Genomic DNA, 12,285 nt, shown 5'->3' with positions numbered 1-12,285 from the left:
AAATCAAGTTTCTACGAAACTACTGATTTCTGTCCCACTCTCATTTTAATTTTTAAAACTATGAATCGGTGCTGGAATTTGTCCACCACGCGCGATAAAATCAGCTGATGAAGCTTTATTGACTCTCATCACTGGTGCCGTCCCTAAAAGACCGCCAAACTCAATCATGTCGCCTTCTTTTCCTTTTGGAATAATTCGTACCGCTGTTGTCTTTTGATTGATAACACCGATAGCGGCTTCGTCGGCAATCATGGCAGCAATGGTTTCAGAAGGCGTGTCTGCTGGAATGGCAATCATATCCAATCCAACCGAGCAAATTGCGGTCATGGCCTCTAATTTTTCTAAATTGAGGGAACCGTTTTGAACCGCTGCTATCATACCTTCGTCCTCTGATACAGGAATAAAGGCACCTGATAGACCACCAACCTGATTGCAAGCCATGACGCCACCTTTTTTGACTTGGTCATTAAGCAAAGCCAAAGCTGCCGTCGTTCCATGCGTACCGACCGTTTCCAATCCCATTTCTTCCAAAACACGAGCGACAGAATCCCCAACAGCTGGCGTTGGTGCCAAACTTAAATCAACAATTCCAAATTTCACACCTAGGCGCTCACTAGCCATCTGTCCGACAAGCTGACCGATCCGAGTGATTTTAAAAGCTGTTTTCTTGACTGTTTCCGCCACTACATCAAAACTTTCGCCGCGAACTTTTTCAAGGGCACGTTTGACGACACCAGGTCCTGACACACCTACATTGATGACGACATCAGCTTCGCCAACGCCATGAAAGGCCCCAGCCATAAAAGGATTATCCTCGACCGCATTAGCAAAGACAACCAGTTTCGCTGCCCCCATGTCAGAAAGTTCTGCAGTTTCTTTGATAACACGTCCCATATCTGCAACCGCCGTCATGTTAATCCCAGACTTGGTGGACCCAATATTAACAGATGAGCAAACCTTATCAGTCTCCGCTAAAGCTCGCGGAATGGAACGGATAAGGATTTCATCTCCTTTTTGATAACCCTTTTGCACCAGAGCAGAAAAACCACCGATAAAGTCAACACCGATTTCTTTTGCTGCTCGATCCAGCGCTTTTGCTAGAGGCACATAGTCATCACTATCTGTCGCAGCGCCAATCAAGGAAATCGGGGTCACCGATACACGTTTGTTGACAATGGGAATGCCCAGCTCCGCAGCTATTTCATCACCAACTGCCACCAAATCTTGAGCTTTCGTGGTGATTTTTTGATAGATTTTTTCCGCTGCTCGCTCAATATCCGTATCAATACAGTCGAGAAGTGAAATTCCCATGGTAATCGTCCGAATATCAAAATTCTGCTCCTCAATCATGGAAATGGTTTCAGTAACTTGCTTTATATCCATTTTTCACCTCTATTAGATATTGTACATAGCGTCAAAAATCGCTGCACTTTGAATGTTAATTTTGACATTGAGTGTATTGCCAAAGGCTTCAAATTCATTGCGCAGTTCTGTAAAATCTTTCTTTTCTTCACTAGAAACGACTGCCATCATAGTGAAGAATTCATCTAAAACAGTCTGCGAAATGTCATCAATATTCAACCCAAGCTCTGCAATTTTGCTCGAAACTCCTGCCACAATCCCCGTTCTATCTTTGCCAACAACCGTAATAATCGCTTTCATTTTTTTACTCCAATCAACATCCTTTTTCCTATTGTAGCATAAGTAAAGGAAATTTGCATAAACCGAAAGAGAAAAATACGACTTTTGCCCTTAAGCTCTGCTTAATCGTTATCAATTGATTGTTGATTCTTTCCAATGAATACTACAATCCAGCACTTGTTGTTTTTCTTCTTGATGACGCCCCTCGATCTGGTCAATCAAAATCTTGGTTGCCTGCTGGCCTTCTTCAAAAGCTGGTTGGCCTTGTCGTGATACTCGGCGAAGATAAGCTCGTCATCTCGGTCAACGGACTGAACGAAAACTCGTTCACTTCATCCGAGGGTCGGACAGGCTACCCGAAAACTGGTTTGCTCTGTCCTAAAGCGTTTTGTCAAGTATCTTTTTGATTTATTGATGCTTTTTCTTTTGACCTCATTCCCATTTTGAGCAAGAAAAACAGTAAACCATTTTTTTGATTTACTGTTTTGTAATTTGCTATATTATTGTTTTTATTTAATTATTTAATTTCAACAAACTGAAGTTTGTCAATCTCATTTGGCTTTCTTAGGTTTCTTCTCGGGCAGTTCCGTATACATTCCTCCCAGTAATCCTACAATCAAATTCGCATCCTCAAATTTGTCGAATACGTGCATCAGAGTCTTTGACCCTTCATACGGATAACGCAGTTCTGAATCTGCAAGAAGTCTGTCCGATGTCGGCGTTCTCTTTAAAAACAGTTCATTATTACAAATGTCACCTATCAGCTTACCATTAAAATATACAAGGTATCCGCCCATCATGGATTTTATGGTAATATCACCAACTGTAGAAAAACATTCACGTACATATTCGTTAAATTCATTCACTATGATTCCTCCCACAAATTCTAATTTATTTACGCCGCTTCACTATTACTTCTTTATTGATTGCTGTCAACTCTAAAACCGAGAGTCATACCATACTATTTTTTCACATAGTGAATTTCTCATAATATCCCACCTTCCTAAAATCTTTAATATATATGCTATCATACCACTTTTAAGACAATTTCCCCATCGTCAAATTTCCTACTCGCTCCCAGAAATCGATACAAAGACAATCTACTTTTTCTTCATTCTTTTTAAAATGTATAATCTTTAACTACTTATCTTGAAAGATTTCCTTGCTATCAGGGGCAAAGAATATTTCAGTTGCAAAAGTCTTATCTCTAACCTTCTTCATTAGAACATTGTCAGACTTTCGAGGTGAAGTTTATTCTTTGATAGTCTTTAGTGTGTGCTTTGGGATTTTCTGCTATTCAATTCCTGCCAAAATTCATTACATATCTATTTATTTTGATACATTTCTATTTTTTGTCTACACTTTTGATTGAAACCGTTTACACTTTCTGGTATACTATCTTTGTATACTTCAAATAATAAGGGGAGAAAAATAACAGAGAATAACTAAGAGCTATTTTCGTTATTTTTGGTGCCCTCAAATTTCATAAAGGAGGTTTCTTATGAAAAATTCATATAAGAAACGGTTGTACACAAATGTTCTCAGCTTGTCAGCTGCCGTTCTTGTTGCAGTTTTAACGCAAGGAAATGCTGCTGCAGATACGCAAGATAGCACGGAGACACAGCCTATTGCTAACAAGACAGAAACGGTAGTCCCTGCCGAAAAGGCAAGTACGGAAACAAATGCAACTAGAGCGAATGTAACGCCAGATTCTTCATCAGCTGAAGCTCAGCTTCCCACAACAACCAATCAAGAAGAAGCACAGAAATCAGAAAGTGCTCCTTCAATAGACAGTTCGACTTCTACTACAAACGAATCTGGGACAGAGACTCCTGCAACACCTGCAAAACCAGAAACACGAGCAGCTGGAACAGAAGAAAAGAAGGTTCAATTAGCTGATAGTACAGTCCATATGTCTGAAAAAGCTACCATTACTGAGACTGTACAGGAACAAGGAGCCGCTGCTGGCAAGGTGACTTGGAAATTAGATAATAAGCCAATCGCTGAATGGAAAACTTGGAATATGGAAAAAGGAGACTTTTCAGGAGATTCCTTTGTCACCATTGAGGAAACAACCAATGGCTCTGACCTCAAACTTTCTCTCAAATTCAATGAATTATTTGGAAAGGATTTAAGTCTTCGGACACCAAACAATATCCGAAGAACCTATCGGCAATTCATCGGAAATCATGAGCTCGTTGGAACAGATGAAGAATCCGGTCTGACGATTCGAAAAACACTTGTTTTCCGACCATATGAAAACTTCCATACTCACGAAGAAATGTTAGCTGCTATCGAAAAAAGTCGACAAGAAGCTAAAAATGATCGGCTTGTTCAAATTGAAGACATTGGTACCAGCGCTCAAGGACGGAAAATTAAGTTAGGCATTATCAGTTCTGATCAAAAAAGCATTGATGATTACCTAAACTCAACCAATAAAATGGCGCTAACCAAACCAGCTGAAATGTTAGCGGCTCTGAAAAATGGCACGCTGGACTATAAACTTCCAGTCCTTATCAACAATACCCACGCCGATGAACAACCTGCTATCGATATCATCACTGGACTCTTCAATACTTTTGCGACCAAAGATCAAATTTCTTTCAAAACCACCGATGCCAATGGCAATGCTAAGACTGTCACACTCAGTGTCAAAGAACTCCTCAAGAAATTCATTTTCCTCTTTGACTTTACTGAAAATCCTGACGGAGATGTTGCCAATACCCGTGCCCTAGCTAACGGAATCGATCCAAACCGCGATACTAGCTATCAGGCCAACCCAGAAACCCGGACTGTTGCTGGACTCATCAACAAATGGAATCCAATTGCACTTTACGACATCCACGGCTTTGTCAAGGACTTCCTGATTGAGCCAGCTACTCCACCGCACGATCCAAACTTTGAATATGACCTTTTGTCAAAAAATATGTTGGAAAATGCCCACCACATGGGCCGTGCTGGTGTTGCCAATTCCAAGTATGACCACTACATCATTCCTAAACTAGACTGGGGCGATGGCTGGGATGACTCCTTCTCTGGCTACACTGGTGTCTATGCTATGTACCACGGAATATTAGGACATACCGTTGAAATTCCTGAGGGCAATCAAGAATCCTATAAAGCTGGTTATCACGCTGTCCTTGGAGGTATCTCTTACCTGTCCCAAGATCCTGATAAACTCATGGAAATGCGCCTCAACTTCTATCTCCGTGGCATCAACAAGGTTGAAGATCCAAAAGCTGAAAATGAATTAGTTGGACCAGACGGTAAAGTAGTCGGTCGTATCAAACATGGACAAAAGAAATTCTTCCCTGATTACTATGTCATTCCAATGGAACTTGACAAATCCAATGACTCTCAACAAGCCTTTAATATGATTGAATACTTCAAGAGAAATGGGGTTGTCATTCAAGAATTGAAGGAAGATACTGGCGGTTATAAAAAAGGCGATTTGGTTGTTGACATGGCGCAAGCCAAACGTGGCTATGCCAATCATATCCTCTACAAGGGCTCCAACGAATCTGCTTGGGCCGCTATGTATGCAGAATTGCTGGTTAATTTCCCAGATATGAGGGGATTCAAAGCAGTAGCAGTCTTTAAAGAAAAACTCTTTGACGGTAAACTCGGTGAAGTAACTGCTCTTCGTGCTACTCGAACTAGTGAAATTGACCACAAAGCACCGTATTATGTCATTGCCAATACTTCAGAAAGTGCCGTTCGCGCTGTCAATCGTGCAATCCGAGACGGTAAGAAAGTTTATTTGACAGACGATGGCTACATCGTGGATACACCTACTTTTGCCAACCTGCTGAAAAACTATGCAATCTATGGAGATGCCCTTTATAAAACTCCTCAAGGGCAAACCTTAAAAGCTCTAAAAGTTTATGCACCGCCTCATCAATACTATTGGGCTGGTGTGGATACTCCTGCTCATACCGCTCTTGCTTTGAAGAATTTAGGATTTGACATTGTCAATACCCCTGAAGAAGCTGATGTGATTGTTTTAGAAAGTGACAACTTTGACAAGTCCCTCCTTGGTCTGAAGCCAACTATTGTAGTAGGCGGAACTGCTATGCAACGCCTTGAAGAACTCGGTGTGGTTGACGGCTTTGACGCAGAACAACTCAAAAATGGTGGTGATTATGAAGGCTTGATGAAAGCGATCATTGATGACAAAGATCCGTTGACTAGTGGTTACAATAAGAATGATCTTTTCTATTCTAACTCTGGAAATTGGATTGCTAAAGTACCTGCAAATTTCAAGACATTAGCTTCAATTGCTGGCAGTGATTATTATATCGCTGGTTGGTGGCCTGGTAATGAACAGTTAGCCAATAAAATTGTAGCTATTTCTGGTAACTACAAAGAACAACCACTCTTTATCTATGCTGGTAATCCAACAAATCGTCTTCATACCATTCATTTCTACCGTTGGGTATCCAATGCTATCTTTGGCAGTCAATTAGCTCAACTGAAAGATCTTGAGAAAGAACAAAAACCTTCTACTGAAGTTGTTGAAATCATCAATCAAAAACCTCAGGCTGGTCAAGCTACAACCCTACGCTATACTCCTCAACCTCAAATCATGAACGCTACTCGAAAAGCTCAACTTCCACAAACAGGAAGCAAAGAAAATCAAAGCAGCTTGGTTATTGCTAGCATGTTCATTCTTGCCAGTGGCTACTTGCTCCATTTAAAGAAAAAAGAAGAATAGAATACTCTACTAGTAAAAACGAGTCTGAGACAAAAATGTCCCAGACTCGTTTACTTTCTTCTAAAATAAAACTCAATATGCAGTAGTTAAGTAATCCCTAACTAATACCACCAACTCAACCCTACAGGGTGGGGCGACAAAATCAATTTCCTACGAAACACCTATTTTGGTCCCACTTCTATTTAGTTTATAAAGCATCTAGTGCAACAAGGGTAATCATGGCTGCTTCGTAATAATTTTCCTTTGACAAATCTTGCATAAAAATATATTTATTTTGCTGAACCAGCTTGCGATATGCTGAATTTCGGCTGGCTGCATAGAAAATCGGAGCGCCAAAACTAGCAGACTGATAATGATTTAGAGCCTTACCTTTTAACGTATAACCAGCATAAAGCACTTCTTGTTTCATAAAGAAATTCATCATTTTATTCAATATATTCTGGCTTTGTTTATCTCGACTTTGCGCTAAATTATATGGCAAGCGACAAGCATTGTAATAATAATCACCGTCATACTTAGAAGCAACAGCTTTTTTCTCAGCTGCCCGAACTGTATCTGCTTCCACCCAAAGGAAATCAGGAAGTAGACCTGTTTTTGATTTAGCACTCATCAATTCTAATTTAGACAACATATTTGATTTTATCTTTAACCATTGTGCATTGCCTGTCAGCTTATAAAAGGCTTGAAATTGTGCTGGAAGGACATCTGACGTTCGCATTAAACGATAGTATTTTGAGTCTGAAGTTGCCCAATTTCCAACCGTCAGCACTCCTGTTGTACTGTTATAATTATAAGTCAAAATATCCTTCAAGATTGCCTTGGCCTGCGCATTATAAACGGCAGCCTTTTGTGGCCATAGTTTAGCTGCTTGAATCAAAGCATATGCAATATAAAGATCGCCATCAGTTGCATTATTGGTTTCAGCTTTAACGATGCCATTCTTAACCGTTTGCCGCCATGACATCAGCTGCGTATTTTTCATACGATGTGCCAAATAATAATTGTACAAAAGTTCAAAATCTTTCAGGCTAGCATTCCTTTGTTTTGCAGCTTCAACAGCAATCACCATTCCATAGCCTTGTGATTCAGACAAGACAACATCTTTTTTTTATCGTTCGTTGTCTTAACGTACGCCTTATCTTTTTGCTGAACTACATAATTTTTTGACCATTGTTGGTAAATCTGATTCTTCAAATGACCTGTACTATTGAATCTAACATAAGTAAAAATAGTAATGATTGCCAATAAAATAGCAACTAACCAAACATATCTTAAATTTGTTCTTTTCACGTTTCCTCCTATCCTGCAAATCGCTTTGTTTTAACCCATTTGGTTCCATCACGGTGGAAGAGTTTGTCCAATGTAACAGAAGTTACAGCATCAATTGAAACAATAATAAATAACTGCGAGTAAGTAAAATAAGATACCAATGCTAACCAAATCTGCTTAGAAGTTGCTTGACCAAATTGGGAGGCTAGAGCGATATTGATTTGTAAGAGATATAGCATAATCATCAAAAGCCAATTAAACAACATCAATTGCGCAATGTAAATATTATTTGAATCAAATGTAAAAGGAATATGAACACTTGGAACAAATAGATGAACAATAATAGCAATCACATTTGACAAAAGGACAATATCTGATAAAATTATTGCTGCATTAAACCAGAAGAAAACACAGGAATAATATGCAACTTCTAATTTCACACGCCAATTGCTCTTGTCAAACAAATGCTTGAAATTTGAAATAACAACTTCATAATTTCCTTTAGCCCAACGTTTCCGCTGCATATAATAGCTTTTAACTGTCTCTGGTTCTTGTTGGAAAGCTTCAGAATTATAAGCCAAAGCAATCAATTTCCCACTTTGCATAATTTTAAAAGAAATATCCGTATCTTCTGTCAAGGCGCCATTTCGCCACCCACCAATGCTTTTTACAAATTCAGTGTTGATAATAAAGTTTGTGCCAGGAATGCGACCAATTTTAAACATATGCCACATACCAACATGCTGAATTCGTTGCGTCACGACAATCTCTTGATTGATACAACGTGTTAAGAAATTTTGATTCGCATTTCGCGTCTTATTTCGCCCAAAAGATGCCACGTGGCGTTCTGGATCTTCCAGAACTTTCTTAACCAGAAAATAAAGAGCATTTTTCTCTGGCATAGCATCTGCATCATAAACGCAGATATATTCACCCTTCGCCATTTTCAGAGCATCATTTAAAACGCCTGCTTTTCCGCCAGTCCCCTTCCGGTCTGTAATGGTAATATCTCGTGTAGCATATTCTGGCATCGCTTTTACTTTTAACATTTCTTGATAAGTAGTATCTTCACAATTGTCCGCAAATAAAAGCAATTCCACTTTGTCATGTGGGTAATTCATATCCAAAATAGCTCTTGTTGTTTGCGCAATGACCACATCTTCATTATGGGCTGGTACCACAATTGTAACCATCGGATAGCTCTCTAAAGGACTAGTATCTACTTTAAAGTCGCTATGTTTTAGCCAAAAATGAACACCTGAACTCAAAGTAACTAAACTCCAAACCAAGGATAACCAAATGGATACCAGAGTGATAATCATAATCAACTGACTAATCATGTTTCACCGCCTTAAAGTTTTTATTCACTCTGTTATAAATGACTAAATAACAAATAAACAGCACAACAAAGCATACAGCAAAAAAGATACTAATTGCCAATGCTACTCCAAAAAATATATTGGTTATGATCACAGATTCCCTCCTAGTATTCTACAATAATGTCTGTCTCAAGCTGTCTTTCTAGATTTTTCATAAAGTCATCAACATCAGAAAACTTTTCATAATTTTCTGAATCAATCAACAGATAGCCTGATTTATACTGCACTTTGTGCACACTTTTACTGGTTTTAAAGCGAAGCAAAGACAATTTAGCAAGCATATTGTGCCGGAATATCTCTGCTGGAGATTGCGCTTCTCCCGAACATAAAATGAGAAAATTCCCATTTGAAAGATAATAAACAGCACCTGTTCCCTGCATACATTTCTTTAAAGTCACATAGATCCGCACCAACATCCAACGAAATTCTTTAGGATAAATTTGTTGAAAATAATCATTATGTGCCCAATGAACTAATAAAGCTTGTAAACTTTCTTCTCGCCCATCTCGAACCGCCTGTAAATGGCTTTCATACAATTCTTTTGCTTGCTCACTATAGTCTTTGACAATAGAAAGATAGGTTCGTCGATGAATATTAACTTGCTTGGCTATTCTCAGAACTACTGGAAAAGTAATCAATAATAAGAAACGCTGATTTGCTGGTATATACACAACACCTGCCACTAAAAACAAAGTTGCTAATACAACGCTAAAAATTAACAGCCAAGTCAGCAACATATCTGGTAAGACAAATACACTCAAGATGGCAAGAACAATCAAAATAATTTCAACATAAAAAATACTACTCGCAAAATAGAAACTATAACCAACAATTGCTAAAATTACGATAATTAGTAAAGCAATTGTCCATTCCAGTTCTTTTTTTCGATACATCTTATTCTCCTATCACAAAATTTTTTGGTCTGGCTGCATAACCAAAGTAATGCGCAATCGCCTCTACAATTCGCTCAGATGCTCTGCCATCACCATACGGATTGCTAGCTTGAGACATTTGATGATAAACAGTCTCATCTGTCAACAATGTCTCCATAGCCTCGCGAATATTCTCACTTTCTGTTCCAACTAACTTCAATGTCCCAGCAGTCACGCCTTCTGGTCTCTCTGTCGTATCACGCAATACCAGCACCGGTTTTCCCAAAGAAGGGGCTTCCTCTTGGACACCTCCAGAATCAGACATAATGAAATAACTTCTCGCTGCAATATTATGAAAATCCACAACATCTAAAGGCTCAATTAGATGAATCTGCGGATGATTGCTAAGAATTTCCTTTGCTACCTCTTGAACGGCTGGACTTAAATGAACAGGATAAATGACCTCAACATCACCGTGCGCTTCGACCACTTGCCGCAAGGTTCTAAACACACGACGCATTGGTTCTCCTTGATTTTCACGACGGTGCATGGTAACGAGAATAAGCTGATGATTTGATGGTATTTGCTCCAAAACATCATGATGATAATTCTCTTGAACAGTCAATTTTAAAGCGTCAATCGCTGTATTCCCTGTAACAAATATGTTTTTTTCATCATGATTTTCCTTAATGAGATTTTCTTTACTTTGCATCGTTGGGGCAAAATAGAGATCTGTTACAGCATCTGTCATTTGACGATTCATTTCTTCTGGAAATGGAGAATACTTTTCCCATGTCCTCAAACCAGCTTCCACATGTCCAATTCGAACTTGATTATAAAAAGCTGCCAAACTTGTTGCAAATGTTGTCGTTGTATCTCCATGTACCAAAATGATGTCAGGTTTCACTTCTTTTAAAAGTTTGTCCAGTTGGTTTAAAATTTTTACTGTAATATCCGTTAATGTTTGACTTTTTCCCATGATGTCCAAATCAATATCTGGTTCAATGTTAAAGGTTTGCAATACCTGATCTAACATTTGTCGATGTTGGGCAGTAACAACTGTCATGGTCTCAAATTTTTCTGATTGTTTTTTCAATTGAAGAATAAGTGGAGCCATCTTGATAGCTTCAGGTCTTGTACCAAAAACGACCATTACCTTTATTTTTTTCACGTTTTCCTCCTTATAACAGAATGACACAAATAAAAACGCCTAGCTAAAATAAGACAGCCCCCCTACTATACACTAATATTGTACCGCTTTAAATTTATACCGTCAATATTTTAGTATACATTCTATATGATTTTGTCCTATTATTTACGTAAAATTTATCCTCTTATTCAGCACTGTTTTATAATAGTAAAATTATTATGTATTAAAAATATTGCACTTCTACTATTACATTATAATTAGACTATTCTATCAATATTTTTGTTTATCCTATTTTTACAATACCATTCACAGATGTTAATTCTATCTCAAACAAAACACAGATTCATGACAAATGATATTTTTGTTAAACTTAATAAATAGCAATTTTAAAAGGACTGCATTAAAGTCTTTATTATTCACTTTTTCTTGCAATCTTTTTCTCTTTCCATTATACTAAAAAGAACAAGGAGCTGTTTTATATGGTAAAAGGTAGTCAACAAAAGATTTTGGATGCTTTCTATGACTTGGCAATGCAAAATCCTGCTGAAGTCAATCTCTCAATGAGTGACCTCGCCAAGAAAGCTGGCATTTCACGCCAAGCAATTTATAAACATCATTTCCATAATGTTGACGATATTATTGAATCAATTCATGAGAACATTGATAAACCTGTTTACGAGGCTTTTTTAGAATACAATACACTAACAAATAAAGACCCCTTTCTTTTCATTGCAGATAATATTTTCCCTATTCTTTATGAAAATCGAAAATGGCTAAAAATGCTGTATTCTAGCTCAACGGATCCTTATTGGACCAATTATTTAAAAAAGATTTACACAAAATGGGCACTTGAAAATATCCAACCGAATCAATCCCTTATTGATTTACCAGATGACTTTATCATCTCCCTACTGGTTCATTATGTGATTGCCAACATTGAAGTGTGGATAACCCAAGAAAATCCACTCCCACCACAAGTCTTCAAAGAAAAATTTTTAACCCTTGTTCATTCTTCTCTTGACCAATACATCTCACTAGACGAAGATGATCATACAGACTAAAAAAAGAGCCCGAAAAATCGAGCTTTTAGAATATAGCTATTTTTCCTAGCTAGTAATTTTTGACAGAATAGCCCATACAATCAATATGTTTGTAAAGGCTATTTTTGTATCTCTTTTTCCTTGGTTTGTAACAGCAACATTTAAACAGTGCTCTGACTTTCATATAACCCAATTTGTAAAATTAAGCTAGACAGAAAAA

Annotated in this window: 8 protein-coding genes and 2 pseudogenes; 2 read left to right on the top strand and 8 right to left on the bottom strand. The window is 38.0% G+C overall.

Annotation, left to right across the window (positions count from 1 at the left end; translation table 11 throughout):
* Positions 1 to 45: 45 nt before the first annotated feature.
* The 4 genes and pseudogenes from HMPREF3249_RS02595 to HMPREF3249_RS02585 form a co-directional block, all read right to left on the bottom strand.
* Positions 46 to 1,383 carry a PFL family protein gene (locus tag HMPREF3249_RS02595; protein WP_004224133.1) on the bottom strand — a complete coding sequence of 446 codons (1,338 nt, stop codon included), beginning with the start codon at positions 1,381 to 1,383 and terminating at the stop codon, positions 46 to 48.
* A gap of 12 nt (positions 1,384 to 1,395) precedes the next feature.
* Positions 1,396 to 1,662, bottom strand: coding sequence for an ACT domain-containing protein (locus tag HMPREF3249_RS02590; RefSeq protein WP_003026213.1), 267 nt, complete (start codon positions 1,660 to 1,662; stop codon positions 1,396 to 1,398).
* Positions 1,663 to 1,773: 111 nt separating this feature from the next.
* Positions 1,774 to 1,945, bottom strand: a pseudogene (locus tag HMPREF3249_RS09160) (substrate-binding domain-containing protein); the annotation flags it as partial.
* A 247-nt stretch (positions 1,946 to 2,192) separates the two neighbouring features.
* The gene (locus tag HMPREF3249_RS02585) at positions 2,193 to 2,507 is read right to left on the bottom strand and encodes a TfoX/Sxy family protein (protein WP_022525154.1); all 315 of its coding nucleotides are present in this window, start codon (positions 2,505 to 2,507) and stop codon (positions 2,193 to 2,195) included.
* A 635-nt stretch (positions 2,508 to 3,142) separates the two neighbouring features.
* On the opposite strand from HMPREF3249_RS02585, the gene HMPREF3249_RS02580 reads away from it, so the two are divergent.
* Positions 3,143 to 6,355, top strand: a complete 3,213-nt coding sequence (locus HMPREF3249_RS02580) for an LPXTG-anchored zinc carboxypeptidase (RefSeq protein ID WP_059221471.1) — start codon at positions 3,143 to 3,145, stop codon at positions 6,353 to 6,355.
* A gap of 187 nt (positions 6,356 to 6,542) precedes the next feature.
* On the opposite strand, the pseudogene HMPREF3249_RS02575 reads toward HMPREF3249_RS02580, so the two are convergent.
* The 4 genes and pseudogenes from HMPREF3249_RS02575 to wecB all read right to left on the bottom strand — a co-directional run bounded on the left by HMPREF3249_RS02575 (position 6,543) and on the right by wecB (position 11,046).
* A pseudogene (locus tag HMPREF3249_RS02575) lies at positions 6,543 to 7,645 on the bottom strand (glycosyl hydrolase family 8).
* An 8-nt stretch (positions 7,646 to 7,653) separates the two neighbouring features.
* Positions 7,654 to 8,964: a glycosyltransferase family 2 protein gene (locus HMPREF3249_RS02570; protein ID WP_070867480.1), complete on the bottom strand. Its 1,311-nt coding sequence runs from the start codon at positions 8,962 to 8,964 to the stop codon at positions 7,654 to 7,656.
* A 143-nt stretch (positions 8,965 to 9,107) separates the two neighbouring features.
* Positions 9,108 to 9,896: a hypothetical protein gene (locus tag HMPREF3249_RS02565; RefSeq protein ID WP_049534487.1), complete on the bottom strand. Its 789-nt coding sequence runs from the start codon at positions 9,894 to 9,896 to the stop codon at positions 9,108 to 9,110.
* Position 9,897: 1 nt separating this feature from the next.
* Positions 9,898 to 11,046 (bottom strand): non-hydrolyzing UDP-N-acetylglucosamine 2-epimerase, encoded by a 1,149-nt coding sequence (wecB, locus tag HMPREF3249_RS02560; RefSeq protein WP_059221473.1) that lies wholly within the window; start codon positions 11,044 to 11,046, stop codon positions 9,898 to 9,900.
* 458 nt (positions 11,047 to 11,504) lie between these two features.
* Between wecB and HMPREF3249_RS02555 the strand changes: the two genes are divergently transcribed.
* Entirely contained in the window at positions 11,505 to 12,086 is a 582-nt protein-coding gene (locus HMPREF3249_RS02555) for a TetR/AcrR family transcriptional regulator (RefSeq protein WP_049534490.1), read from the top strand.
* The last annotated feature ends 199 nt before the right edge of the window (positions 12,087 to 12,285 follow it).

This window comes from Streptococcus sp. HMSC36C04, from assembly GCF_001839535.1.
Lineage (GTDB): Bacteria > Bacillota > Bacilli > Lactobacillales > Streptococcaceae > Streptococcus > Streptococcus hominis.
Note: the sequence above shows the minus strand (reverse complement) of the source record. Positions and strands in the feature narration are given on the sequence as shown.

Coding starts and splice junctions, on each gene's coding strand:
- HMPREF3249_RS02595 (WP_004224133.1), bottom strand. CDS start 1,383: ATGGATATAAAGCAAGTTACTGAAACCATTTCCATGATTGAGGAGCAG.
- HMPREF3249_RS02590 (WP_003026213.1), bottom strand. CDS start 1,662: ATGAAAGCGATTATTACGGTTGTTGGCAAAGATAGAACGGGGATTGTG.
- HMPREF3249_RS02580 (WP_059221471.1), top strand. CDS start 3,143: ATGAAAAATTCATATAAGAAACGGTTGTACACAAATGTTCTCAGCTTG.
- HMPREF3249_RS02570 (WP_070867480.1), bottom strand. CDS start 8,964: ATGATTAGTCAGTTGATTATGATTATCACTCTGGTATCCATTTGGTTA.
- HMPREF3249_RS02565 (WP_049534487.1), bottom strand. CDS start 9,896: ATGTATCGAAAAAAAGAACTGGAATGGACAATTGCTTTACTAATTATC.
- HMPREF3249_RS02555 (WP_049534490.1), top strand. CDS start 11,505: ATGGTAAAAGGTAGTCAACAAAAGATTTTGGATGCTTTCTATGACTTG.